Source organism: Brevibacillus panacihumi, from assembly GCF_003710985.1.
Lineage (GTDB): Bacteria > Bacillota > Bacilli > Brevibacillales > Brevibacillaceae > Brevibacillus > Brevibacillus panacihumi.
Window position 1 is genome coordinate 12,318 of sequence record NZ_RHHT01000051.1, and the last position, 24,555, is coordinate 36,872.

Annotated in this window: 24 protein-coding genes; 13 read left to right on the top strand and 11 right to left on the bottom strand. The window is 51.6% G+C overall.

Features of this window, described 5'->3' with window-relative positions; translation table 11 throughout:
* The first annotated feature begins 12 nt into the window (after positions 1-12).
* The 3 genes from EDM58_RS19935 (at position 13) to EDM58_RS19945 (ending at position 2,989) form a co-directional block, all read left to right on the top strand.
* Complete coding sequence (locus tag EDM58_RS19935) at positions 13-840, top strand: carbohydrate ABC transporter permease (protein WP_122914872.1); 828 nt, start codon at positions 13-15, stop codon at positions 838-840.
* A 64-nt stretch (positions 841-904) separates the two neighbouring features.
* Positions 905-2,245, top strand: coding sequence for an ABC transporter substrate-binding protein (locus EDM58_RS19940; protein ID WP_122914873.1), 1,341 nt, complete (start codon positions 905-907; stop codon positions 2,243-2,245).
* Positions 2,246-2,269: 24 nt separating this feature from the next.
* Positions 2,270-2,989, top strand: coding sequence for a glycerophosphodiester phosphodiesterase (locus EDM58_RS19945; RefSeq protein WP_122914874.1), 720 nt, complete (start codon positions 2,270-2,272; stop codon positions 2,987-2,989).
* 62 nt (positions 2,990-3,051) lie between these two features.
* Here EDM58_RS19945 and EDM58_RS19950 read toward each other — a convergent pair whose 3' ends face one another.
* Positions 3,052-4,002, bottom strand: a complete 951-nt coding sequence (locus tag EDM58_RS19950; RefSeq protein WP_183187568.1) for an MBL fold metallo-hydrolase — start codon at positions 4,000-4,002, stop codon at positions 3,052-3,054.
* 219 nt (positions 4,003-4,221) lie between these two features.
* Here EDM58_RS19950 and EDM58_RS19955 point away from each other — a divergent pair, with 219 nt between their 5' ends.
* Together EDM58_RS19955 and EDM58_RS19960 are read left to right on the top strand one after the other, a co-directional pair.
* Positions 4,222-4,821, top strand: a complete 600-nt coding sequence (locus EDM58_RS19955; RefSeq protein ID WP_122914876.1) for an SET domain-containing protein — start codon at positions 4,222-4,224, stop codon at positions 4,819-4,821.
* Between the two features lie 105 nt (positions 4,822-4,926).
* Positions 4,927-6,588: a glutamine--tRNA ligase/YqeY domain fusion protein gene (locus EDM58_RS19960; RefSeq protein WP_122914877.1), complete on the top strand. Its 1,662-nt coding sequence runs from the start codon at positions 4,927-4,929 to the stop codon at positions 6,586-6,588.
* A gap of 156 nt (positions 6,589-6,744) precedes the next feature.
* Here the strand turns inward: EDM58_RS19960 and EDM58_RS19965 are convergent, their stop codons facing one another.
* On the bottom strand, positions 6,745-7,122 hold the full coding sequence (locus EDM58_RS19965; protein WP_183187570.1) for a nuclear transport factor 2 family protein: 378 nt from the start codon (positions 7,120-7,122) through the stop codon (positions 6,745-6,747).
* Between the two features lie 63 nt (positions 7,123-7,185).
* Positions 7,186-7,650 carry a DinB family protein gene (locus tag EDM58_RS19970; protein ID WP_122914879.1) on the bottom strand — a complete coding sequence of 155 codons (465 nt, stop codon included), beginning with the start codon at positions 7,648-7,650 and terminating at the stop codon, positions 7,186-7,188.
* Positions 7,651-7,841: 191 nt separating this feature from the next.
* Between EDM58_RS19970 and EDM58_RS19975 the strand changes: the two genes are divergently transcribed.
* Entirely contained in the window at positions 7,842-8,774 is a 933-nt protein-coding gene (locus EDM58_RS19975) for a LysR family transcriptional regulator (protein ID WP_122914880.1), read from the top strand.
* Between the two features lie 74 nt (positions 8,775-8,848).
* Here the strand turns inward: EDM58_RS19975 and EDM58_RS19980 are convergent, their stop codons facing one another.
* The gene (locus EDM58_RS19980) at positions 8,849-9,553 is read right to left on the bottom strand and encodes a hypothetical protein (RefSeq protein WP_122914881.1); all 705 of its coding nucleotides are present in this window, start codon (positions 9,551-9,553) and stop codon (positions 8,849-8,851) included.
* Between the two features lie 153 nt (positions 9,554-9,706).
* Here EDM58_RS19980 and EDM58_RS19985 point away from each other — a divergent pair, with 153 nt between their 5' ends.
* Positions 9,707-10,453 carry a gluconate 2-dehydrogenase subunit 3 family protein gene (locus EDM58_RS19985; RefSeq protein ID WP_122914882.1) on the top strand — a complete coding sequence of 249 codons (747 nt, stop codon included), beginning with the start codon at positions 9,707-9,709 and terminating at the stop codon, positions 10,451-10,453.
* 12 nt (positions 10,454-10,465) lie between these two features.
* Positions 10,466-12,187, top strand: coding sequence for a GMC family oxidoreductase (locus EDM58_RS19990; RefSeq protein ID WP_122914883.1), 1,722 nt, complete (start codon positions 10,466-10,468; stop codon positions 12,185-12,187).
* Positions 12,188-12,243: 56 nt separating this feature from the next.
* On the opposite strand, the gene aroC is transcribed toward EDM58_RS19990, so the two are convergent.
* Positions 12,244-13,299 (bottom strand): chorismate synthase, encoded by a 1,056-nt coding sequence (gene aroC, locus EDM58_RS19995; RefSeq protein WP_122914884.1) that lies wholly within the window; start codon positions 13,297-13,299, stop codon positions 12,244-12,246.
* 114 nt (positions 13,300-13,413) lie between these two features.
* On the opposite strand from aroC, the gene EDM58_RS20000 reads away from it, so the two are divergent.
* Positions 13,414-14,352 (top strand): LysR family transcriptional regulator, encoded by a 939-nt coding sequence (locus tag EDM58_RS20000; protein WP_122914885.1) that lies wholly within the window; start codon positions 13,414-13,416, stop codon positions 14,350-14,352.
* Between the two features lie 23 nt (positions 14,353-14,375).
* Here the strand turns inward: EDM58_RS20000 and EDM58_RS20005 are convergent, their stop codons facing one another.
* Complete coding sequence (locus tag EDM58_RS20005; protein WP_246000898.1) at positions 14,376-14,591, bottom strand: hypothetical protein; 216 nt, start codon at positions 14,589-14,591, stop codon at positions 14,376-14,378.
* Between the two features lie 195 nt (positions 14,592-14,786).
* Here EDM58_RS20005 and EDM58_RS20010 point away from each other — a divergent pair, with 195 nt between their 5' ends.
* Positions 14,787-15,470: a uracil-DNA glycosylase gene (locus EDM58_RS20010; protein ID WP_122914886.1), complete on the top strand. Its 684-nt coding sequence runs from the start codon at positions 14,787-14,789 to the stop codon at positions 15,468-15,470.
* A gap of 9 nt (positions 15,471-15,479) precedes the next feature.
* On the opposite strand, the gene EDM58_RS20015 is transcribed toward EDM58_RS20010, so the two are convergent.
* On the bottom strand, positions 15,480-16,121 hold the full coding sequence (locus EDM58_RS20015) for a thiamine diphosphokinase (RefSeq protein WP_122914887.1): 642 nt from the start codon (positions 16,119-16,121) through the stop codon (positions 15,480-15,482).
* Between the two features lie 161 nt (positions 16,122-16,282).
* Between EDM58_RS20015 and EDM58_RS20020 the strand changes: the two genes are divergently transcribed.
* Positions 16,283-17,185: a GNAT family N-acetyltransferase gene (locus tag EDM58_RS20020; protein WP_122914888.1), complete on the top strand. Its 903-nt coding sequence runs from the start codon at positions 16,283-16,285 to the stop codon at positions 17,183-17,185.
* A 9-nt stretch (positions 17,186-17,194) separates the two neighbouring features.
* Here the strand turns inward: EDM58_RS20020 and mutM are convergent, their stop codons facing one another.
* The gene (gene mutM, locus EDM58_RS20025) at positions 17,195-18,004 is read right to left on the bottom strand and encodes a bifunctional DNA-formamidopyrimidine glycosylase/DNA-(apurinic or apyrimidinic site) lyase (RefSeq protein WP_122914889.1); all 810 of its coding nucleotides are present in this window, start codon (positions 18,002-18,004) and stop codon (positions 17,195-17,197) included.
* Positions 18,005-18,166: 162 nt separating this feature from the next.
* Here mutM and EDM58_RS20030 point away from each other — a divergent pair, with 162 nt between their 5' ends.
* Together EDM58_RS20030 and EDM58_RS20035 are read left to right on the top strand one after the other, a co-directional pair.
* The gene (locus EDM58_RS20030; RefSeq protein WP_122914890.1) at positions 18,167-19,324 is read left to right on the top strand and encodes a THUMP domain-containing class I SAM-dependent RNA methyltransferase; all 1,158 of its coding nucleotides are present in this window, start codon (positions 18,167-18,169) and stop codon (positions 19,322-19,324) included.
* A gap of 33 nt (positions 19,325-19,357) precedes the next feature.
* A complete protein-coding gene (locus EDM58_RS20035; RefSeq protein ID WP_246000899.1) occupies positions 19,358-22,012 on the top strand; it encodes a DUF4855 domain-containing protein in 2,655 nt (884 codons plus the stop codon).
* Between the two features lie 56 nt (positions 22,013-22,068).
* Here the strand turns inward: EDM58_RS20035 and EDM58_RS20040 are convergent, their stop codons facing one another.
* The 3 genes from EDM58_RS20040 to EDM58_RS20050 form a co-directional block, all read right to left on the bottom strand.
* A complete protein-coding gene (locus EDM58_RS20040) occupies positions 22,069-22,452 on the bottom strand; it encodes a hypothetical protein (RefSeq protein ID WP_342769045.1) in 384 nt (127 codons plus the stop codon).
* 97 nt (positions 22,453-22,549) lie between these two features.
* Positions 22,550-22,747 carry a hypothetical protein gene (locus EDM58_RS20045; protein WP_122914891.1) on the bottom strand — a complete coding sequence of 66 codons (198 nt, stop codon included), beginning with the start codon at positions 22,745-22,747 and terminating at the stop codon, positions 22,550-22,552.
* A gap of 72 nt (positions 22,748-22,819) precedes the next feature.
* Positions 22,820-24,058 carry an MDR family MFS transporter gene (locus tag EDM58_RS20050; RefSeq protein WP_122914892.1) on the bottom strand — a complete coding sequence of 413 codons (1,239 nt, stop codon included), beginning with the start codon at positions 24,056-24,058 and terminating at the stop codon, positions 22,820-22,822.
* Positions 24,059-24,555: the final 497 nt, after the last annotated feature.

A 24,555-nucleotide genomic window follows, 5' to 3' on the forward strand; every position in this document is an offset into this window, starting at 1 on the left:
AGAGAGAAATGGATGGGAACAGTCGGAAGAAGGGCATGGAAAACCATCGAATGGATCCTGCTGATCGGAGTCGGGCTGGTATTCGTCTTTCCGTTCTTGTGGATGTTCATCACAGCTTTTAAAACCATGCCGGAAGTCTATCAGTTTCCCCCCAGCTGGTGGCCGAACAGCTGGCAGTTTGAAAACTTCCGGATTGCCTGGAGCTCGGGTCCATTCCTTACTTATGTCTGGAACAGCCTGATCGTGGCCCTGGGGACACTCGTCCTGCAGTTTCTGATCGGTGTGCCGGCAGCCTACTCCTTTGCCCGCTATCGGTTTAAAGGAAGAAACATGCTGTTTGGCCTTAGTCTGATCGCCTTGATGATTCCCTCGCAAGTCATCTTTTTGCCAGTCTATGTACAGATGAGCCACTGGGGTCTCGTCGATACGCTGTGGGCGCTGATCCTTCCCTTCGGTGCCAGTGCATTCGGAATCTTTTTGCTGCGCCAGGCGTTCATGCAGGTACCCGATGAGGTCATCGAGGCGGCCCGTCTGGACAATGCTTCGGAGTGGAAGATCATGTGGACGATCATGGTGCCGCTAGCCAAACCCGTGCTGGTTACCTTTGGCCTGTTCAGCTTCATCTATCACTGGAATGACTACTTCTGGCCCTTGATCATGACCAACAGCGACACTGTGCGCACACTCCCCATCGGGATATCGATGCTGAAAGCAGCAGAGGGAGGCAAGCAGTGGAATGTGATCATGGCGGGCAATATGATCCTCGTCTTCCCGATCCTGATCGTGTTTTTCTTCGCGCAGCGCCATATCATCAATGCGTTTGTCTATCAGTCCAAGTAAGACCGCGAGCCGTTTCGTTGGCTCGCGATAACATAGAGATGGTGAAAAAAAGGAGAGATTGACGTTGAAAAAGGTAAAGGCCTCCCTAGTAGCATGTGCATTCGGATTGACTGCCGTTCTGGCAGGATGCGGCGGCGGCAGCCAGCAGTCAGGCGGAACTAATCAGAGCCCCGCAAATGCGTCGGCGCCAGCATCGACGAGTGCAAGTGCCCCGGCAAGCAGCAAGCCCGTAGAAATTGACTTCTGGTATGCGCTCGGTGGCCGCAACGGCGAGATTATCCAGGAAATGGTAAAGAAATTCAACGATTCCCAAAAGGACATCGTCGTGAAGGCTTCTTATCAGGGAAGCTATTACGAGAACCACTCCAAAGTGCTCGCAGCGGTATCCGCAGGCAATCAGCCTGACGTGACGATGGTGGAAGTAGGGTCTATCGGCGCATTTGCCGACGCGAAGGTACTGGAGGAGCTCGAGCCGTACACCAACGGGGCTGAGAAAAAGTACATTCCGGGCTTGCTTGGCAACTCGTACTGGAAGGATAAGCTGTACGCCATTCCCTTCAACCGTTCTACGCCTCTGCTTTATTTGAATAGAGATATGTTGAAGGCTGCTGGCCTGGATCCGGAAGGTCCGAAGACGTGGGAAGAGCTTCGCCAATACGCCAAGACTTTGACCAAGAAGGAAGGCGACAAAACAGCGACATACGGCTTTTCCACCGCGATCGATATCTGGTTCTACGAAGCTCTCGTATTCCAAAGCGGCGGAAGCATTTTGACAGAAGACAACAAGGCTTTGGCGATCAACAGTGAAGCGGGCAAAGCCCCAATCGAATTCTGGACCAGCATGCTGAAGGAAGGCATCATGAAGGCGCCTCCTGGTGAAAAGTACAACGCGTGGGATGTGGCCAAGCAGGACTTCCTGAACGGACAGGTAGGCATGATTTTCACCTCTACAGGTGACTTGCGCGGACTGAAGGAAAATGCGAAATTTGATGTTGGGGCTGCGTTCATGCCTGCGAACAAGAGCTATGGAGCGCCGACTGGCGGAGCCAACCTGGTCATTTTGGCGAAATCTTCGGATGAAGAGAAAAAAGCCGCTTGGGAATTTATCAACTGGATGACAGACACAGCGCAAACCGTTCCTTTCTCCCTGGAATCCGGCTACATGCCTGTGACGACGGAGGCTGTCGAGTCCGCCGAGATGAAAGCTGCGTATGAAAAAGAACCAAACTTCCAGGTGGCCGTCAAACAATTGGAGTACGCTTCTCCACGCCCGATGGTTCCCGGCTACAAGGAGCTGCAGGAAGTAATCATGACGGAAATTCAACGTGCTGTTCTGGGTCAGGCTACGGTGGATGAAGCCCTGCAAAAAGCGGATGAAAAAGGACAAAAGCTGTTGAAAAAATAATCAGGTCACGAAGGAGCGATCGAGATGAATATTTGCATGGCACATCGCGGCTGGTCAGGAAAAGCGCCAGAAAATACAATGACGGCGATTCGCCTGGCCTTGGCGGAGCCCGCCATTCGCGGGATTGAAATCGATGTCCAGCTCTCCCGTGATGGCGTTCCCGTCCTGATCCACGACTTTACGCTGGAGCGGACGACGACGGGGCGAGGTCTCGTCATGGATCATACGCTGGAAGAACTGCGCGAGCTGGATGCAGGCAGTTGGTTCAACGAGAGATTCGCCGGCGAGCGAATTCCGACGTTGGAGGAGGTCCTGCAAGCTGTCAAGGGACGCTGCACGCTGAATATCGAGCTGAAAGCGACCAGTGACATGTACCCGGGCATTGCCGAGAAAGTACTGGAGCTTTTGGAGCGGCATGAGATGAAGCAAGAGGTGTGCATCACGTCGTTTGACCATGACTTGATTCGCCAGGTACGTGAGCTGGACGCGACTGTGGAGACGGGATTGATTGTGCTGGGACGTCCCGTACTCATGCTGGAGCAGTTGGAAGCAGCAGGTGCCAATATTCTCTCGATGGGTTATCCGTACCTGACGCGGGAGCTGGCTTGCGAAGCCTTGGAAAAAGGCTACAAGGTGATCGCCTGGACCCTTGACGAACCGAGCCATATTCGCACGGTCATGTCGTGGCATCCCGATGTGCAGATTTGTACGAACCATCCTGATCGCATGCTGGAGTTTGTCTAGGAAATACAAGGGAAAGCCGTCGAACCGAGTTTTGGTCCGACGGCTCTTTTATTGGGGTTCGGTCAGGATGGTTGCTGCAGACGAACCAGATGCTGCAGGTTGGCGGTGTACTGATCGGGCAGCGACCAGGTTTCGAACTGCTTCGGCATCGGGAGTGACTCAAGGCTGTCGGCCGCTTCCCTTTCCGCTGTTTCTGCTTGCTTTGCTGTAAGTAAAAGATGGGTGAAGTAATCGCGCAAATCGAGAATAGCCTGCTGATCCGAGACGGGACCATGACCGGGGATGATCACTTGTGCAGGGTAAGAATCCATTTTGCCGAGGATGCGAAGCCACTCCGGAACGTTCCCGTCCTTGATGCTGGGGTGATTTTTGGTAAAAAGTAGATCTGCTGCAAACAAAACCTGATCGTCGGGGAGATAGAGAACAGTATCGCATGCGCTATGGCCATTCCCCATCGGGATCAAGGCTGCCGTTCGTTTGCTGCCGTGGAACGTGAATACGCCGCCAAACGTCATGGAGGCTGGCACAGGCACTAACTCGGCAAGCGCAGCATCCATGGCGAGGATGTCACCCAATTGAAGGCGGAGCTCTTCTCGCTTGCTTTGATCGCTCTCCTCTTCGATGGCCTTTTGCAAAATGGCTGGGTAGCCCGGATTTGCCTTGGCAAAGGAAAGGAACTGGTGCGTGCGCTCAAGCATCAGGTTGCGAGTCGTTACCGTCGAGAGGATGGGAAGATCGGCGAAAACCTGGTTTCCACCGACATGGTCCAGATGAAAGTGGGAATTGATGACCAGGGAGATCGGTCGTCGAAAGAGAGGAAGTGCTGCTTCATGCAACGATTGAGCGGCTTGGGGGGTGTACATGGTGTCGAAGAGGAGGATTTGTTCGCCCAGATCAACGATGCCTGCGTTGGCCATCGAGCCTGTGCCGCCCTTTGCGATCGCCGCATAGATGCCATCCGAGATGAATTCCAATGTGAAATAAGAAGTTTCAAAGCCTGATACAGCTGTCATTGGTTTACCTCCCATTCTTGCAGGGCTGAAGTCCTGTCTTTAGTATATTTTGGAATTTTCAGCCAAACAATATCACACCATGACAGCATTTTGACAATCATCCGCTATTAAATCATAGTATTTACCCCGACATACTCAACTTTTTACACACCACTTGATGGCATTCTGCTTATCATGATAAAAAGCACAGGGCAAAGTGCCAGGGAGTGACAAAAGATCATGATGCATCCCGATACAGAGCTGCGGTACATCAATGATGTGATCGGCTACGGTGTGTTTGCGACCAGGTTCATTCCCAAAGGAACCGTTGTGTGGGCGCTTGATGATCTGGACCAGGTATTGGATCCTTCCTTCGTGGAAAGACTGGACCCATTGCGCAAGCAGGATGTTCTCAAGTACTCCTTTAAAAATCAGCATGGGCAATACATTCTCTGCTGGGACAAAGCCAGATATGTGAATCACAGTTTTCATGCAACCTGTGTGGGGACGATGTACGATCTGGAGCTGGCGGCACGTGACATCCATCCGGGCGAAGAATTGACTGATGATTATGGGACACTGAATCTGGATGAGCCGTTTGCGTGCATGCCGGAGGAGGGAACGACCCGGTCATGGGTCATGCCGGATGATTTGCTTCATTATCATCAGCAGTGGGACGACAGCGCGAAGGAGGCATTTCGGCACTTTGATCGAGTCGAGCAGCCGCTGAAGCATCTGATTCGTCCCGAGCATCGGGGAAAAATCCGGGCCATTGTCGAGCAGCGGGCAGAGTTGGACTCTATTCGCCATCTCTATTGCGAGAAAGAGTGGCAAAAGTAGGAAAATCATAAAGGAGTCGGGCCCGATCAGGGTCCGATTCTGTTGAACTTATGGGACAGAATCAGTATTATGGAGTGTAAAGGTGAAGGGAAAGGTTGAGTTCATTTGGAAAACAAGGCAGCAGCATCCTCTTTTATCCGAAATATTGTGATCGACGACCTGAAAAATGGGAAGGTCAAGGAAATTATTACCCGGTTCCCGCCAGAGCCGAATGGATACCTTCATATTGGGCATGCCAAAGCGATCTGTGTGAACTTTGAATTGGCGGACGAGTTCTCGGGGAAAACCAATCTGCGTTTTGACGATACCAATCCGGCGAAGGAAGATATCGAATTCGTAGAGGCGATCAAAGAAGATGTGAAGTGGCTCGGTTTTGAATGGGACGGGCTGTTTTTTGCTTCCAACTACTTCGAGGAGATGTACAATCGAGCGGTTCTCCTGATCAAGAAAGGAAAAGCTTATGTAGATGATCTGTCCGCAGAAGAGATGCGCAAGCTGCGCGGCACGCCAATGGAGCCGGGCGTGGACAGCCCGTATCGCAACCGTTCTGTGGAAGAGAATCTGGATCTGTTCGAGCGGATGCGCAAAGGCGAGTTCAAGGACGGGGAAAAGGTGCTTCGCGCCAAGATCGACATGACTTCCCCCAACTTCAACATGCGTGATCCAGTTCTCTACCGGATTTCCCATACGCACCACCACAATACCGGTGACAAATGGTGCATCTATCCGATGTACGATTATGCCCACCCGCTGGAAGACGCGATCGAAGGCGTCACACACTCCCTCTGTTCTCTCGAATTTGAGGATCATCGTCCGCTCTATGACTGGGTCATCCGGGAATGCGAGATGGAGAGTCAGCCCAGACAGTATGAATTCGCCAGATTGAACCTGAACAACACCGTGATGAGCAAGCGGAAGCTGAAGCTTTTGGTCGAAGAAAAAGTGGTGGATGGCTGGGATGATCCGCGCATGCCTACCATCGCTGGACTGCGCAGACGCGGATATACACCGGAAGCCATTCGCACATTTGCCCGCGAAGTCGGGGTAGCCCGCAGCAACAGCGTCGTGGATTCGAAAATGCTGGAGCACTTCATTCGCGAGGATCTCAAGCTGAAAGCTCCGCGAACCATGGCTGTCTTGAATCCGTTGAAAGTAGTCATCACCAACTATCCGGAAGGTCAAGTCGAAATGCTCGATGCCGAGATCAATCCGGAAAACGAAGAAATGGGCATGCGCCAAATTCCGTTTTCCCGCGAAATCTATATCGAACAGGACGATTTCATGGAAGATCCGCCGAAAAAATACTTCCGTCTCTTCCCGGGCAATGAGGTTCGTCTGAAGCATGCTTACTTCATTACCTGCCAGGAAGTGATCAAGGACGAAGCTGGCAACGTCGTGGAGATTCACTGCACCTATGACCCAGAGACCAAGAGCGGAAGCGGGTTTACTGGTCGCAAGGTAAAGGGGACCATCCACTGGGTAGAAGCCACGCAAGCTGTCCCGGCAGAATTCCGTCTGTACGAGCCATTGATTCTCGACGAGGAAGAAGATCAAGAGGGGACGTTCCTGGACAACATCAATCCGAATTCATTGGAAGTCCTGCATGGATTTGTCGAGCCCAACATGAAGGATGCGCAGCCGCAGGACAAGTTCCAGTTTTTCCGTCACGGATACTTCAACGTAGATCCGAAGCATACGACGAAGGAAAAATTGGTTTTCAACCGGATTGTGTCGCTGAAAAGCTCTTTTGAACTTCCGAAAGCTTAATGGCCATAAAAATTGCGCTGCTGATGCAGGAAGCCTTCTGCACAGCGGCGCTTTTTTTCATATCGATGAGCACCGTATCGTGGGGTGGCGCATCAGAAAAAAGCCGTTTCTCGAGAGCAGAGAAAACAGGCTTTTTTTACTGTCGATGGAAGCTCTTTATGGGTTCTCGTAGTTTTTTAACGGCATTCCAACATATTCTCGGAAGGAGCGAATTCGATCCTTCTCGAACTCGAAGACGACTGTAAGCTCGTTGCGGAAGGGTCTGCCGTTCAACAATCCTTCGGCGCTGAATACTACCATCCCGTAGCTCTCATTCTCCAACTCGATCAGCGGGGTGAGGCGCATCTGAAATACGGAACGCTCAAACCTGATTAATTCCTCGAACCGCTCTCTGCCTTGCTGCTTCTGATTCCACCCTTCCAGCGGGAGCGGAACGAAGAAGTGAAAATCATCCGTAACTTTATTAAGGAAATCGACTGTATGCCCTGTTTCTAAAGCACGCTTAAAAGCATCAAACGCTTCATGGTTTGTTATCACAACAATCCTCCTAATTTTAGTGTGTGAATGATCTCGCTGTATGTCCTTGAGGCAGAGTCTTCATTTGATGAGCTTAAGCTGGCTTGATATAACTCCAAGGTGAAGCGCTTCATGAATCAATGCAAAATTAAATAATTCGCCGGCTGTAACGAATTGGAACGGACCCATTTCAAACGGCGCTTGCAGCCTCTGTTCGAGCATTTCGGGGGCCAGATCAGAAAGACTGGAAAGCTGCTCACTTAACATCGCCATCAGTTCATCTTTTGACGGAGGCGTTACCGTCCAATCCGAAGGTTTCGTTCCGGAATTGAACAACGTCTCGTAATGAGCCGGTATGGCAGATGGGGAGCCGAAGCTCAGCGAGGAGTATTTATCCAGCCAATACACCATATGACCGATATTCCAGCGAACCGTATTATGGAAGCCCTCCGGCTGGATGTCCATCTGAGACTCCGACACGTCCTGAAGCTGGCCGATCATGATCTGACGTAGCACTTTCCCTGTATGGATAATCGATTGTGACATTTTTGAATCCTCCTTCTCATTAGGTTGGTCTTTGTATACCGAAAGCTTACCTTTAAGCGCCCCAACGCAACAATCACGAGATTCCGATACAATTGATCGGTTTAAGTAATGATTAAAATAGAAATTGTTGGAATCAGAGGCAGATGTCATAATGATTGAAGGAGATCGATAATCGAAAGGGGCATCGAGCGTTGGAACTTCGACAGCTTGAATACTTTACTGCAATTTGTAAGGAGATGCATTTTTCCAGGGCAGCCGAAAATCTCTGTACAACACAGTCGAATCTGAGTCAGCAGATCAAGTTTTTGGAGAACGAACTTGGGCTCCCTCTATTCGATCGTATCGGCAAGCGGATTATGTTAACAGAAGCAGGAAAAATCCTGCTCGAGCAAAGCCAAATTATTTTTGAACACGTTGACTATGCAAAAAGGGCAATATCGGATCTGAAAAGGATGGAAGGAGGTAAGCTGGATATCGGCATTTTGCCGGGAGACGGGGATTTGCTGTTTGACGCTTTACTTATCGATTTTCATAAGACCTATCCCAAGCTTTCGATAAGCGTTACGGAGACCATGGATGTCTACGAACAGGTCCTTAACGGCATGAGAGATCTCGGTGTTACTACGGTGCCTGTTAATCCTGATGACCGCATTTCGATTATTCCCTTGTTTCATGAGGAGTTTGCTTTGGCCATCCGACCGGATCACCCTCTTGCGAAGGCAAAGGCGGTTCCGTTCGATCAGCTTCAGCAGCTAAAGATGGTCATGTTCGGTTCTGGACATCAAATTACAAAGGTCATTGAAGCGTACTGTCAGGAAAAAGGAATTGCACTTGATACTCCGATTGTAACTTCAACCTTATCAACGCTTCTTTCCTTGGTCGATCAAGGAATAGGAGCTTCTATTCTTCCTCGAATGCTATTGGATTATATAAATCACGATAATATCGTTGCTGTAAAACTACTTAATCCCACACCTAGTCAAGACATCTGTATCATATATCGTAAGGATAAATTTATGGGGCAGGCGGCGAAGATATTTATTAAAGAACTGCAGTCTTTTCTTCAGAGCGTTATGAATCATTCCGGCCGCTCGTTTCGTGCAAATGGTGACGCATCTCTTTGAGAACGGCGGAGCAAATCGTGACCTTTATACAAAAGTAACAGGGACAGGCGCTTATGGCCTATCCCTGTTTTTTATTAAGGCTGGCGATTTGCTTCTCGCAGAAGATTGCTGATCTGACTGATGGTGTGGTCATCCCGCTTGTTTTCCCGCATTTGTTTTTTGACGTGTTCAAAGGCCTTGAGACCATTGCTGGAAGTAACAGTCAAGACCTGTACGTCAGAGCCGTACATTCTTTCGATCTGTTTGCGGGCTTGCGTAAGGTTATGATGCGGGTTGGTTGTCCCCATCGTGCCTGCCGTATTGTTTTCATAATCGCCGTTGTAGTCACCGCCGCGTGAAGAGCTTCCAGCGTAATTGGAAAGAAGGTGGGACTGCGTGGCGTCCATGTGATTGACGGACGTCGTATTGGCCGTTGTAGGTGCGACAAGGATCACATCATTGACGATCAAGGTCTGCACGCCATGGATGCCTGCCGCGTTCAGCCGAGAGTCCAGATTGGTGGAAGGCCCCCCGCCATGCAGATTGGAGCTGCCGATATTGCTGTACACCGAGGTTCCCATACCGCTAAACGTGGTCCCGTAATTGTTGGTCGTCAGCTTTTTGTCGCGGTCCACGCTCGGAATCACGGTCTCCCCGTTTTGTCCCAAATGCCCAGGATGATTCATGGATTGCGTATGAGTCTGCTGTTGCGGTGTCGCTTGATTGTTGTTGTTGCACGCAGTCATCAGCAGAAGTAATCCGATACTGCCGATTGCCATGCTTTTGGACAAGTGCTTCATGAAAATCCCTCCAGTGCTTTCACCTGATGTCATCCCAACGCCTAAGACAGAATCTATGCTGCTGTTTCAAGGTCGTTGGAAATTTTTTCTCAGTATCTGTTTATCCTGAGGAAAATATGCACAGAAAGAAGATAGAGACAACTGGAGGTGGTAGTGTTGGAACAGCATGAAAAACAAGATCAGCCTGTATCACGCAGAAATTTCCTGAAGAACTCTGGATTGGTTCTGGGAGGTCTGGTGGTAGGGGGAGTAGCAGGTAGCCTGCTGCGAACCCAACAGGCACCACAACAGCCCGGTGCAACTCCTGCTCCGGCCGCCGATTTCAACCAGGCACTCATGTACTTCACTGGAGAGCAATTCAGGGTCATCGAGGCAGCTTGCGAACGTATCTTTCCAGAGGATGAGCTTGGACCTGGTGCCAAAGCATTAGGTGCCGCCTATTTCATCGATCACCAATTGGCTGGTGATTGGGGCTTCAATGCCCGCGATTACATGCAGGGCCCATTCTATCCAGGAGAAGCCACCCAGGGATATCAGGGGCGATTGAAGCGGCGAGAGATTTTCGATATTGGCATTCAAGAAATGAATAACTACAGCAACAGCTTGGAAGGCAAGAAGTTTTACGAGCTTACGCCGGAGCAGCAGGATACGGTGCTCAAGGCTTTTGAAACGGACGAGGTAAAGCTCACCACGATCTCGGCCAGTGCATTTTTTGCGATGTTGCGCGCTACTACACTGGAAGGCGTGTATTCAGATCCGCTCTACGGAGGCAACAAGAATATGGATGGCTGGAGAATGAAAAGTTTTCCGGGTAACCAGATGGCGTATACCCAAATCATTGAGCAGGAGGGTCTGGCCAAAATGGAACCCTTAAGCCTGCGTGATCATCAACATGGATAAGGGGGAGCATGTATGGCAAAAAAATTGCCCAAGGTAGACGCGGTGGTCGTAGGAGTGGGCTGGGGCGGAGGGATCATCGCCTCGGAGTTGACCAAGCAAGGATTGACAGTCGTAGGGCTGGAGCGCGGCAAAGAGCGGAAAACCGAAGATTACTTCATGGTCCATGATGAGCTGCGCTACGCTTTGCGTTATGAATTGATGCAGGATTTATCCAAGGAAACCATTACGTTCCGCAGCAAGCCTAGTGTCCGTGCCCTGCCGATGCGCTCGTACGGGTCTTTTTTGCTGGGTACAGGTCTGGGAGGCTCGGGAGTACACTGGAACGGTCAGACGTTTCGCTTCCTGCCGTATGATTTCGAGATTCGCAGCAAAACGATTGAGAGGTACGGCGAGAAAAAGATCCCGGATGGCATGACGATTCAGGATTGGGGCATTACCTACGATGAGCTGGAGCCGTATTTTGACAGGTTTGAGCAGATGGCCGGGATATCCGGGGAGGAGAATCCCCTGGGCGGAAAGCGGTCGAAGCCGTATCCCACTCCGCCGATGAAAATGCCGCCAGCGCTGAAAATGTTTGCTGAAGCGACGAAGAAAATGAATCTGCATCCGTACATGATGCCATCCGCCAATCTCTCCGAGGCGTATACCAACCCGGATGGCGTTTCGCGCGCTGCTTGTCAGTACTGCGGATTTTGCGAGCGTTTTGGATGCGAGTACGGGGCCAAGGCTGATCCCGTCGTAACGGTCATTCCCGTCGCGAAAAAGACAGGCAAGTTCGAGATCCGCACCCATTCGCATGTGCGCCGCATTTTGCATGATGGGAAGAAGGCGACAGGAGTCATGTACACCGATGTGACCACCGGCGAGGATATTGAGCAGCCTGCCGATATCGTTGTGCTGACCAGCTATGTGTTTAATAATACCCGGCTTTTGCTGATGTCCAATTTGGGGCGTCCTTACGACCCGAATACCGGTAAAGGGGTCATCGGGAAAAATTACGCCTATCAGGTCATCCGGGGCGGAGCAATCGGCTTTTATGAAGACAGGGAGTTCAATGTGTTTGCCGGAGCAGGGGCGTTGGGGATGACGATCGACGACTACAACGGCGACAATTTTGACCACTCCGATTTGAATTTTATTCACGGAGCCAATATCTCCATCTCGCAGACGGGTCAGCGGCCGATCGGCAACAACAAGGTTCCGGCCGGGGTGCCAGGTTGGGGGAAAGAATTCAAGGCGGCGTCGATCAAGTACTACACCCGCACGTTGTCCGTAGGGGCTCAAGGGGCCTGCATGCCGTTTCGACATCATTTCCTCGATCTCGACCCTACATACAAGGACGTGTTCGGGGACCCGCTGATGCGGATTACCTTCGATTTCGAGGAACAGGACAGGCAGTTGGCGGCTTATTGTGCAGATCGCTGCGGGGAGATCATCAAGGAGATGGGTGCAGCGGACAAGATCGAGGTGAACAGGAAGCTCGGACCTTACGATATCACGCCGTACCAGTCTACGCACAACACTGGAGGCGTCATTATGGGCTCCTCGCCTGATACTTCGGCGGTCAATAATTATCTGCAAATGTGGGATGCCGAGAATGTCTTCGTGGTAGGAGCATCTGCTTTTCCACATAATAGCGGCTACAACCCTACCGGAACGATGGGAGCGCTGTCGTATCGGGCGGCGGAAGGCATTTTGAAGTACAGCAAGAGCGGCGGCGGGTTGTTGGTGTAGAAAAAGCCCCTTTCGAGGGGGCTTTTTTTGCTTTTCAGTATGGAGGAATTGCTAGATTATCCGTGCATGGCCAAATGGCGTTTGAAGTGATCCTCCAGAACCAGACAAGTCATCGCTTCGACTACAGGAACGATTCGTGGACAAATACAAGGGTCGTGCCGGCCTGTGGTGACGATTTCTTTCTCGTTTCCATGAATATCGATGGTTTTTTGGGCAACCGATATGGACGAGGTAGGCTTGACGGCAATTCGGAACACGATCTCTTGTCCGGTGCTGATTCCGCCAATGATCCCTCCTGAATGGTTGCTCAGGAAACCCTTTTTATCCATCCCGTCATTATGCTCGCTTCCTAAAATCCTTGTACCATCGAAACCAGTCCCGAACTCAATCCCCTTTACGGCCCCAATCGACAGCATGGCTTTTGCCAGATCTGCGTCCAATTTATCAAAAACAGGCTCCCCGAGACCGGGAATGGCCCCTCTAACCCTGCATTCTACGATTCCCCCACAGCTATCTCCAAGCCTTGCAAGCTCTTCAATCTTTTCTACCATGGCGGGCGCTGCATCGGGATCACAAGTCCTTACCGGATTTTCCTCAATCGCACTTTCCACAAACTGATTGCTTTTGATTCCGCCCACTTCTGTCGTGTACGCTAAAACGCTTACCCCTCTATTCTCAAGCAGTTTGCGTGCCAGCGCCCCGGCAGCAACCCTTCCGGCGGTCTCTCTTCCTGACGCCCTTCCACTTCCTCTGTAATCCCTGATTCCATACTTTTGCAAATAGGTGAAATCGGCGTGGCCGGGTCTAAAGGAATGTTTAATATCGTCATAGGCTTCCGGCCGCATATCCGTGTTATACAAAATCATAAAGACAGGGGTCCCGGTTGTTTTGCCTTCAAATGTGCCGGATAGGATATTTACGATGTCGTACTCTTTTCTGCTTGTCGTAATGGATGATTGACCTGGCTTTCTTCGATCCATTTGCTTTTGAATGTATTCCCGGTCGATCTCGATTCCGGGTGTCACTCCGTCTACGATGACGCCTACAGCCTCTCCGTGCGATTCTCCGAACGTGGTGATTCTAAATACTTCTCCGAATGAATTTCCCGCCATTTGCAAACTCTCCCATTTCTGCGTAGTCAATTGTTATGTTTGATTATAAGAAGTAAGCTATAATAAATGAAATCACAAATACCGAAGCGTGTCATAGAGAGGGTCTATATCAAAATGAACATCCATATGGAATGGTATCGAATTTTTTTGCGTACAGCCGAGCTGGGCAATTTGACCAAAGCGGCACAAGAGCTTCATATCACCCAACCTTCCGTCAGCTACGCAATCAAGCAATTGGAGGAGATGATGGGTGTCAAATTATTTCACCGTCATTCAAAGGGAGTTAGTCTGACTTCAGAAGGATCGGCGTTATTGGAATATGTCAAGCAAGCCTTTTCGCTTCTGGAAGCTGGAGAAAAGAGAATTCAGTCATTTGTGCAATTGGCTTCCGGGGAGCTGCGGATTGGAGCGAGCGGACCTGTGATCAAACATCTCCTGCTCCATCCATTGGACCGTTTCCATAGCGCGTATCCGGGGGTGCGCATCCGTCTTGTGCAAGGCAGAACGTATGAAATCGCAAAACGTCTGAAGGAAGGCAAAATTGATATTGGCCTCGTTCATCTTCCGCTATCCGATCAGGAACTCGATGTCACCCATGTCATCACCAATCATGACTGCTTTGTAGTCGGTCCTGCATATCGAGAGCTGTCAGAGAACCCGATCTCCACCCAAGCGTTAACGCAAATTCCGTTGCTTCTCCTCTCTTCGGGGAGCAATACCAGGCAATTCGTCGAGCAATGGTTCGAAGCTCAGGGAGTCAAGGCTGAGGTTGATATTGAACTGAACAGCTCAGACATGCTCATAGAGTTTGCCCAGCGTGGTTATGGCGCCGCATTTGTAAATCGCTCCTTTATTCAACAGGAGCTGGAGGAGGAGCGCCTATTTGAGTTGAAGCTGATCGCCCCGATACCGTCCCGGCATATTGGGGTCGCAACAAGAAGAGACATATCTTTATCGCTGGCTGCTGCCCGGTTTAAAGAATTGCTGGTATCGTCCATAGATCATTCTGAACAACCAGGACCTGGGTTAACAAAAAAACAGCAACCCTTTTAAAAAAGGATTGCTGTTTTCTGCGTTTACTGCAACAAGGATCGAATATCTCCCGTATTCGGATTCACTACGAACCAGCCGTAGGTGCTGGTGTAGCTGTCGCCGGACTGGAAGTTGTTCACATAGGTTTGATAGACATGGATGACGTAGTGCCCTTTCTCATCGTCATGAGAATACTCAACGACGTGAGAGGGAGAGAGATTCCCCGCGAACTTGGCCTTCACCAGCTCGATTGCTTCCATCTTGGAGTACATCTTGCTAGTCGGGAGCTTGCCGATGTAGATGGATCGCGAACGCGCAATGACTAGAAAAAATAGGAAATCGCCAATCGCTGTGGGAAAAGTCCTAGAAAACGCGGGGCGCAAAGATACTTTTTTCCTGCGCGGACTATGAGTATGATGGAGAATAGGGAGAATACGAGACTAGGAGAGCAAACGATGTCGATTTTAAAAAATGACTGGGCCCACATATTGGCCGAAGAGTTCGACAAGCCGTACTATCTCAAGCTGCGGCAAACATTGAAAGAAGAGTATCAGCGCTACACGGTATACCCGGATATGTACGATATTTTCAATGCCCTTCACCTGACGAGTTACGAGCAGGCAAGGGTGGTTATTCTGGGACAGGATCCCTATCACGGGCCAGGGCAGGCGCATGGCCTGAGCTTTTCCGTCAAGCCGGGGATCAAGCCGCCGCCTTCCCTGCAGAACATCTACAAGGAGCTGCAAACTGATCTGAATTGCAGCATTCCTCAGCACGGTTACCTCGTTCACTGGGCCAAACAAGGCGTGCTGCTGCTCAACACCGTCCTGACCGTGCGGGAGAGCAGCCCCAATTCGCATAAAGGGCTGGGCTGGGAAACCTTTACGGATCAGGTGATTCATCAGCTCAATGCACGTGAGACGCCATTGGTCTTTATCCTCTGGGGAAAACACGCCCAAGAGAAAGCGGCTCTGCTGGACAGAAGCAGACACCATATTATTGCCTCACCGCATCCCAGCCCGTTTTCTGCGCATCGCGGCTTTTTGGGCAGCAGACCTTTTTCGAGAGCCAATCAATTCCTACTTGCACAAGGTTTGGCGCCGATCGACTGGCAGCTTCCGGAAGACCCCAACAGCTAGGGCGACAAGTTAATCTTTGCTCCGAATCACGAGAAGCTTCCCTGTCGCCAGCGAGATATGACCCGTGGGTTCAATCAGGACATTGCTGATGCCCAGGGTATCGCCGATGCGCAGGGTGGCTTTCTCGAGCGGGTATTGAAAGCCTTGCAGGGTAATCCCCGTCACTTCCTGGCTGAAAGGAAGCAGCGAGAGGTGATCATACGGGCCGGACTCGATCGTGACGCCATCCGTGATCAGGCGAATTTCGTTGTGTGCGTCGATGATGCGGCAGGGAATATGAGCTTGCAGCCCTTTTTCCAGCAGGTGGACATTGGCGAGTGTGTGGTCAAATCGCGTCCCAAGCACGCCGATCAGCAAGATTTCCGCTGGCTGCTGCCGGATCGCCCACTGCAAGGCCATTTCGGTATCCGTCAGATCCTTGAAGACAGGGTCGCAGTCCGTCACCTGCAGACTTTTGCTTGCAATCTGTTTTTTTTCTTCTTCCGTGACGGAGTCAAAATCTCCAATGGACAGATGGGGGGAGTGTCCGTTATCGATAAGGAACCACGCTCCCCGGTCCACACCGACCAGCACATCGTGCTCCTGGATGAGCCGGAGCGCCCAATCCCCCAGATTACCGCCTGCGAATAGTAGAATACGTCTTGATTTCATACCGAAGCCATCCTTCACTTTGATCGCTGTAAGAACGAATTTTTCTCATCTTATCATGCAAATGGTTTGCGGGACAGCGCGACAAGCACATGGTCCAATGATTGAATTTTTAGATTTTATCGATTAAAATACTTTTATCAAATAGATGGGAAGGTGGTACCTTGATTACCATCAAACGGATGAGTGATTGTACGATCGCACAAATCACCAAAGCATGGAACAGGGGCTTCGAGGGATACTTTATTCCGGTCGAAATGACGGAGGAAAGCATCATCCAACGGCTCGGAGCGGAAGGCTATCACATTTCCCTCTCTGTCGTCGCCTTTGACGGTGACGAGCCGATTGGCCTGGTCGCGAGCGGCCTGCGCAGCATCGCAGGGAAAAAGGCAGCTTGGAACGGCGGCACAGGAGTCGCAACGGAGTATCGACGCCAGGGAGTCGGACGCCAACTGATGGAAGCCACTCTGCAGCTCTACGAGGAAGCAGGCGCGGAGGTGGCCACTCTGGAAGCGATCAGTAAAAATGAGAAGGCGATACGCTTGTACGAGCAGCTTGGGTACGAAGTGGTGGATCGTCTGCTCTTTTGGCAGCAATCGGGCGCCCTGCCCGCAGATGCCTTTGGGGCGCAGCATGCAGATCAATACCGCGTCCGAACGGGCATTTCCCAAGAGGCGGCGCGTCTTCCATTCTACAAGGCTGACGTCCCCTGGCAGAATCAATGGCTCAGCCTGCGCGATGCGGAAGTGATTCTCATCGACGACCAGCGAGGAGAGACGGTCGGCTACGCCATGTACAAACGGGTGTTGAACGAAGAGGGCAAGCTGGCAGCCGTTACCCTGCGACAATGCGCCGCCATGCCGGACCGTCCGGATGCGGAAAACATCTTGCGCGTAGCGCTGCAGCATTTGTATCAGCCCGAGAAAGATTGCAAGCGCACCACGTTCAACCTGCCCGCCTCGGATAAGCTCTTGTTGTCTGTGCTGGAGAGCGCAGGCTTCGGTCCCTCTGAGACGGAGCAAGTCTATATGGTGAAAAAGCTGAACACAAAAGAAGCTCACATGTAGTACGGCTGGCTAGGTCTGGCAATTCGTACAGGCAAATACTTTTCGGGAGGAGAGCATGCTTTTCGCGATTCTGTGTCCACATCGCGGGCAAGGCTCTCCTTCTCTGTCGTACACACGACAGCGCTCGTTATACCCGCCAGTAAGCCGGTCGCCGTGATAGAACGGGACCTCCATGTAGCCCCCTGCTTGCATCGCCTCCCGCAAAATCGCCTGGATGGCATGATACAGCCGAGTAGTCTCCTCCGGGGTCAGTGAGGGAATCTGTCTGGTGGGCAAAATCCCTGCATGAAAACAGATTTCGTCAGCATAGCAATTGCCGATCCCGGCCAGCCAATGCTGATCGACAAGGGCCGTTTTGAGCAGGCTTTTCTTTTTGCTAAGTAGTTGAGCAAACTGTGCCAGGGTAAAGACCGGCGACAGCGGCTCGGGCCCGAGGTCAGCCAAACGCTCGGCTGCCTGGTCACGCGTCAAAAGATGCAGGTAGCCCAGCCGCAAGCCGTGGAAATAGAGGATATTCGGTCCGAGGCTGAGCGTCACCTGCGCGCTGCGCTCCAGCTTGTCGGTCTGGCTTCCCCAGTACAAAAAACCGCCAAGCATGAGATGAAGCAAGAGTGCATGACCGGACTCCAGCTCGAACAGCAGATGCTTTCCCCGTCTGCCGACATGCTTCAGGCGATTCCCCGCAACCGTTTGGATGAACATTTCCGGCGGGATGTTGATCGTTTTTTCGCGCTCTACCCGTGCTTCAGTGATGACCATCCCCCCGACTCTCTCCTCCAGCAGTTTGCGGTACGTCTCCATTTCAGGCAGTTCCGGCATACGTTTTCCTCCTGCGCATGTTTGTCTGTAGGCTCCCCACGGACGGCAGAGCTCATGCCATTTTTGCGTCTTTTTTGATAGGATTACCAACCCCATAGGCAAATCGGGTAATATAGTATAAGGGTATGACCCATAGGAATTCGTACGGACAGGAGACATGGCATGCAAAAAGTAGAATTGATCGCTACGGCGACGTTTGGCTTAGAATCCGTAGTCGCTGAAGAGGTAAAAGCGCTCGGATACAATCAGGTTCAGGTAGAAAACGGAAGAGTAAACTTCACCGCAGATATTTCTGCCATCGCACGCGCCAATTTGTGGTTACGAACTGCGGATCGAGTGCGTCTAAAGATAGGGGAGTTCAAAGCGACCACTTTTGACGAGCTGTTCGAGAAGACCAAAGCGCTGCCTTGGTCGGATTGGATTACCGAGGATGCGACATTTCCGGTCGAGGGCAAGTCTGTGAAGTCGACGCTGTACAGCGTGCCGGACTGTCAGGCGATTGTAAAAAAGGCAGTGGTCGAAAGCCTGAAAAAGACGTACAAGACGGACTGGTTTGAAGAGAAGGGACCGTTGTACAAGATCGAGGTCGCTCTGCATAAGGATATTGCGACGCTGACCATCGATACCTCCGGGCCCGGCCTGCACAAACGCGGGTATCGCGGCTTGATCGGTACGGCACCGTTGAAGGAGACGATGGCTGCGGCGATGATCATCTTGTCTCGCTGGAAACCGGATCGGGTATTTATGGACCCGTTCTGCGGCTCGGGAACCTTGCCGATCGAAGCGGCCCTCATCGGTCAAAATATCGCACCGGGGATGAACCGCGAATTCGTCTGTGAGAGCTGGCCGGCGATTCCCAAAACGGTTTGGCGGGAAGCGCGCGCAGAAACCCATGACCTGGCGCGGTATGACCAGAAGCTGGAGATCATCGGAACGGACGTGGATGATGAGATTTTGAAGATCGCTCGCCGCAATGCGGAAGAGGCAGGGGTGGATGATCAGATCCACTTCCAGCGCATGGATGTCCGCGACATCCGCACCAAGCGCAAATACGGCTATTTGATCTGCAATCCGCCCTATGGGGAGCGTCTTGGAGAATGGAAGCAGGTTAGCAGACTGTACGGCGAGATGGGCAAAACCTTTGCGGCGATGGATACATGGTCTTTTTACGTCATCACCTCGGACGAGCAGTTCGAGGAGCATTTTGGACGCCAGGCAAGTAAAAAAAGAAAGCTGTACAACGGCAATATCAAAGTGGATTACTATCAGTTTTTTGGACCAAAACCCCCTCGTCCTTCAGTGGTTGCCCCAACCGAATAAGCGAGAGAAGGGGGAAGGGGAGGAGAAAGGAAAGTGAGCAACTTGTATCGTGCAACCCGCAGCCGGATCGTGGCTGCTTGCTTGGCCGCACTGATGCTGCTGACCGCAGCAGCGCCAATCTCGGCGCAAGAGACGACAGCACCTGCACCTGCCGGGACGCAGGAGGCGCAGAATGAAACGGCAGAGACAGCGGCAGCATCGGGTGAAGAGCCAATCGTCTTCAAGGATGTGGAGAACAGCTTTGCCAAAGACGCGATCACCCGGCTGGCATCGCTTCATCTGATCAGCGGTGTCGAAGAAGATCAATTTTATCCGCAAAAACCGATAACACGTCAGGATGTAGCGGTCCTGCTCAGCAAGGTGATCGGTCTGCAGCCAGTCGGTACAGCGGAAGCGAAGTACGAAGACGTTGGGCTGGACAGCCCGTATGCCCCTTACGTGTATACGTTGGCGGAGCTTGAGGTGCTGAAAGGCAGACCGGACAATCAGCTCGGTGCAGCCGATCCCTTGACTCGTCAGGAATTGGCTGTCCTGTTGACGCGCCTGATGAAAGCAGGCCAAATCCAGCCGGCATCGGCAACCGGTTCCGCTGACTATGAGGATATTGAGGAAGCGGCGGACTATGCCCGCGATGCGATCGTGGCCGTGACCAATCAGCGCTGGATGACGGGGGCAAACGGTTCGTTTCGTCCATTAGGCATCGTCACTCGCGCGGAAGCGGCAATCATCGCCGAGCGCGTCCTGGATGCCCGCTATGCGCAGGCGGAACAAGTGAAGTTCGAAGTGAATGTAGAGCGGTTGAACGTCATGGCTGGCAGCAGCGAGCGCGTGACCGTAAAAAGCCCGGACGGCAAAAAGCTTCCGTTCACGCCGATTTATGGATTTGATCGGCCGGAGCTGGGTTCAATCCAGCCGGATGGCACTTTTGTGGCTGGACCCGCTACGGGAACAGGGAATGTCACCGTGACGGTCGGACACCGCACCCATACGATTCCGGTACAGATTACAGCCGCTGTCGTCGCGCCAAAGCCGGAAGAAGAAGAGTCGAAGTTGTCCAAGGAGCCTGAGCCGTCGGCGTCGGAGCCGCAGGAATCTGCCGAATCCACGCCAGTAGAAGAGACTTCTCCGGTTCAGGAAGAGCAGCTGCAAAACATCGCTCCTGACAGCTTTACATCAGTGAAGACAGTAGGACCGGCGGATAACTATTTCCGCGAGGTCGAGAAGGCTTATCCGGGCCCGGTCGGTGGGTTGACCGCTGTATCTGAAGAGTGGACAGGCTACAATCGCCAGTACGGACGCAAGGTGACCGTAGCGCTGCCAGAAGGCAAGGCGGTAGAGCGTGTCAATCTCACTTTCCAGCAGCGCAAAACGTCAGGGATTACCCTGCCGAGCTCATTGGAGGTAGAGGTGTCTCAGGATGGCAAGGCATGGTCGTATGCGGGGAAAGCCGTACACGACGTCCCGGCTTCCGAAGAAAAAATGCTGACCCGCACCTTGGCCGTGTCCTTGCCGCAGCTGGAAGCGCGTTATGTTCGCGTCACTTTTCCGGTGAAGGTTTTCGTCTTCGCCCGCCAACTGGAGGTATGGGCCAAGGATGCAGAAGCAGGTTCTGGCGATATCGCATTGCTTCCGCCGCCCAAAAAGTTCCAGCCGATCGATAATGGACAGACCAGACGGCCGGTTGAAAATATGCTGCTCGTCTACACGGGAATGCATGACGAACTCGGGACCTGGACCAAGGAAGATTTCCTGCCGATGGTGGGGTATTTGACGCAAGATGGATATATGCGGGACCAGATGTTTGACACGATACTTTTGTTGCCTTACCAGACCATGCCTGCTACCCGTGACAGCTGGAATGCGTATCTGAACGATTTGTTCCGCATGGACAGGCAGTTGGATGCGCTCAACAGTGCCATGCGCGAGTACAATCGCTTGCGAGGCACCCTGTACACCACTCCGACGAAGGAGAATGTAGTGCTGGCCATCCCGTATCCGAATGCTGCTCAGAAGGATTTCGGCAAACTGCCGGGCGAAGAGACGTCGCTGTCCTTCAACGCTGCGGGCATCGGGGAAGAGATGGCCTATCAGAACCGCAAAAAAGCGGTCGAGTGGTACTTCCAGGAGCTGCTCAAGCGTTGGAACAAGGAAGGCTACAGCTACTTGAATCTGGATGGCATTTACTGGTTCCACGAGCTGATCGAGGACAGCGCCCCGAAAGAGCGGGAACTGATCCGCAGCACTGCCAGCATGGTCCATGATGAGGCGCTCCGCTTCTACTGGATTCCGTACTACGGCTCCCCTGGCGTAGAGGAGTGGAAGAGCCTGTATTTCGACCGAGCGTTTCTCCAGCCCAATTACTACAGCGACAAGCCCGTAACGATCGAACGGATCCAAGGGGTGCTGGACGCCGTACAGAAGTACGGAATGGACATCGAGATCGAGGGCGATCACAAGATGTACAACGATCCGAAATTTTACCAGCTTTACTACAATCAATTGGCTGCCACCCATAAGCTGGGAATGGACAAAAACAATGTTCACGCTTATTATTTCGGCTCCAAGGCTTTCCTGCCAGCTGCCCGCAGCAAGGATGAAGCGATCCGGGCCATCTACGACGACACCTACAAGTGGATGCGCGGACGCTTTGATCGGGAAGAGTTTTTGGAAACGGATGTCATGCCGTAGCACACAAAATGAAAACGGACGCCTGTATTTTCGAGGCGTCCGTTTTTTGTTTGGACCTACATCGGCAATTTGCCTTTGCGCTCCAGCAGTCCCTTATAGTGATCTCTGTATATCCAAAGCAGATATCCTTCCAGCCCTGATACCACAATAGCCAAGGGGAGCAAGGCTGGATCCTCAAAAATGTGAAAAAGAAAGATGTTGACCACAATGGGGGCAAAGATCGCTAAAATCGCCGGGGTAAAGATATTGATGAGCAATAAAAGTCCGCCTAAAAGCTCCGTAGATTTTTCCAAAACAAGCAAATACCCGGTTAACAATTCCATGGCCTTGGGGCTGGTCGGAAAAACGGGATCATACCCGAGAATGACGACCCAACCATTAAATCCGGCCAAGATAAAAATCAAAGCCAGCAGAATACGAGGCAAATGGATACGCAGCACAGCACACACCTCCAGGATAAGGTACGTTCAAGTGCATCGTATCCCAGTTATTCCCTTGCGTCAACGCAGATCCGAAATTCTGCCAGCACTCGTTTTTTTATACTTCCGAGGGATCTTCCATAAACCACGAAATATACGAGCAGCGCTTGCAGATCAGAATCGCGGCCTCTTTATTCGCCCAATCCAGCCCGAAGAAGGTTGCCCCTCGCGAATTCAATTGGCGATAGTCTTTATGGAACGTATCATTTTGGCAACAGGGACAAGTAAGTTGAACGCCTCCCATTTGGTAGCGCATCAGGAAACCACTCCTTCCTTTTGTTGCTCTTTTATACGTATCACTGGCAGTGAAGTTCCAGTCAGGGCTGAATCAACCCTCCTGATTCGCTGGAATCTTGCGGAACAAAACAATATACAAATACGCGCTCAAGAGGGAAACACCCAGTATCAGCCCAAAAACCCCGACAGGCGGCAGCCAGGCGGAGATCCCGATGGTCAGGGGAGCAATAAACCGCCCGATGGAAAATTGCAGCGAGGAGGCGCCCATATACTGCCCGCGCGCGTCCTCCGGGGAGTACTTGCTGATAAAGCTTTGTGCGACAGGGGTGCGGATCAACTCGCCAAGGGTCAGGACGAACATACAGCCGAACAGAAACCAGATGTTCGTGGAAAAGGCCATCATAAACATCCCAACGCCGTACAAGACGGATGAAATGACGAGACTGTTGCGGTCGCTCCAGTGCTGAAACCAATTGGTCACCGGGAGGGTAAACAGCACGACTAAGAGACCATTTAGCCCCATCAGCCAGCCAAATGCACTCGTACCCCCGACGTTAAAGGACCAGTCCCCCCAGGATACGAGAGGCTGGGACTGAACATGCTCATTGACGTACAAGGCCATAAACAGATCCAGCTGCATGAAGGCGATGGCGATGAACACGCCAGCCAGAATATAGAGTGCAAATACCTTATCGCGGAAGATGACGGTATAGCTTTTAAACTGCTCTTTGATCGAAAAGCGTTCTTTTGCCTTTTTCTCCCGCACATGGGCCGGCAGGCTTTCCTTGATCAGGAAAAAGACAGTGATCGCAAACAGGATCTCGATGATCATACAAACGAGCAGCAGCTCGAAGCGGTAATGAATGAAAAAGAAGGAGCCAAGCACAGGTCCGGCAACAACCCCGATATTCATCGCTGTGTAAAAGGTAGCAAACACGATACGCCGGTCCTCTTCTGTCGTCAAGTCGGCTACCATCGCCGAGCTGGCAGGCCAGTACAGGGAGCCAGCAATTCCGATCCCGATGAACGCGAGATAATCCACCCACGGGGACCAGGAAAAGGCAAACAGGGCAAACATGCTTGACGAGAGGATCAGCGAGGTGAGCATGGTCGGCCTGCGCCCGATCCGGTCAGACAGATAGCCCCCGAAGAGATTGGAGAACATCCCCAATAGCGGAGGAACCATGAGCAGCAGACCTGCCATGTCCTTCCCGAAAGAGTCGCTAAATAAGAGAGCCATAAACGGAAAATACATCCAAAAAAATGTATGGGTAATCAGTTCGCCAAATAGCCGAACCTTCAGATTCAAATCCCAAGAACGCCAACTCATGACACCATTTCCTCCATCCTGTTTTCAAAATCTGCAGAAAGCCCGAACCTGAACCCACCAAAAAAAGCGCAAAACGGGAGAGGACGATACTCTCTTCGCTTGCGCTTTTTTAACGATTTCAGGTAAAAGTGGGCCTTAAAGAAAACCAGATGGAGAAGGCAAAATAAAGCTACTTCCCCCTGGGCGGCGCCACAACTGATCGGAAAAAAGACAGAAGCGGTTCAGGCATCCTGCAGTGTCCAGCTATAGGTATTCGGGTTTTCGATGAGAGGGAGAGCCCCTCGATCGAGGCCCTACCTAAGCCGTGTATACTGCAGTGATCACCATAAGAACAACGCTCCTGTCTTTAAAAATTTTTATACAGTCAACTCTTGTTGATTAGAATACTCCACAAATAGGAAAATATGCAAGAAAAATTTTTTATTACTGGATACTCTGATTTTGCAGTAAAAAGCATTTAGATTGAAAAATGTGCGGCTATTCAGTAAAATATTTTT

What these genes read in the sequence shown, in the direction of transcription:
- EDM58_RS20045 (WP_122914891.1), bottom strand. Translation starts at nt 22,747, where the DNA reads ATGCGCTACCAAATGGGAGGCGTTCAACTTACTTGTCCCTGTTGCCAA.
- EDM58_RS20010 (WP_122914886.1), top strand. Translation starts at nt 14,787, where the DNA reads ATGTCGATTTTAAAAAATGACTGGGCCCACATATTGGCCGAAGAGTTC.
- EDM58_RS19970 (WP_122914879.1), bottom strand. Translation starts at nt 7,650, where the DNA reads ATGTCACAATCGATTATCCATACAGGGAAAGTGCTACGTCAGATCATG.
- EDM58_RS19945 (WP_122914874.1), top strand. Translation starts at nt 2,270, where the DNA reads ATGAATATTTGCATGGCACATCGCGGCTGGTCAGGAAAAGCGCCAGAA.
- EDM58_RS20000 (WP_122914885.1), top strand. Translation starts at nt 13,414, where the DNA reads ATGAACATCCATATGGAATGGTATCGAATTTTTTTGCGTACAGCCGAG.
- aroC (WP_122914884.1), bottom strand. Translation starts at nt 13,299, where the DNA reads ATGGCGGGAAATTCATTCGGAGAAGTATTTAGAATCACCACGTTCGGA.
- EDM58_RS19980 (WP_122914881.1), bottom strand. Translation starts at nt 9,553, where the DNA reads ATGAAGCACTTGTCCAAAAGCATGGCAATCGGCAGTATCGGATTACTT.
- EDM58_RS19935 (WP_122914872.1), top strand. Translation starts at nt 13, where the DNA reads ATGGGAACAGTCGGAAGAAGGGCATGGAAAACCATCGAATGGATCCTG.
- EDM58_RS19950 (WP_183187568.1), bottom strand. Translation starts at nt 4,002, where the DNA reads ATGACAGCTGTATCAGGCTTTGAAACTTCTTATTTCACATTGGAATTC.
- EDM58_RS20050 (WP_122914892.1), bottom strand. Translation starts at nt 24,058, where the DNA reads ATGAGTTGGCGTTCTTGGGATTTGAATCTGAAGGTTCGGCTATTTGGC.
- EDM58_RS19990 (WP_122914883.1), top strand. Translation starts at nt 10,466, where the DNA reads ATGGCAAAAAAATTGCCCAAGGTAGACGCGGTGGTCGTAGGAGTGGGC.
- mutM (WP_122914889.1), bottom strand. Translation starts at nt 18,004, where the DNA reads ATGCCGGAACTGCCTGAAATGGAGACGTACCGCAAACTGCTGGAGGAG.
- EDM58_RS20015 (WP_122914887.1), bottom strand. Translation starts at nt 16,121, where the DNA reads ATGAAATCAAGACGTATTCTACTATTCGCAGGCGGTAATCTGGGGGAT.
- EDM58_RS20030 (WP_122914890.1), top strand. Translation starts at nt 18,167, where the DNA reads ATGCAAAAAGTAGAATTGATCGCTACGGCGACGTTTGGCTTAGAATCC.
- EDM58_RS20005 (WP_246000898.1), bottom strand. Translation starts at nt 14,591, where the DNA reads ATGGAAGCAATCGAGCTGGTGAAGGCCAAGTTCGCGGGGAATCTCTCT.
- EDM58_RS19955 (WP_122914876.1), top strand. Translation starts at nt 4,222, where the DNA reads ATGATGCATCCCGATACAGAGCTGCGGTACATCAATGATGTGATCGGC.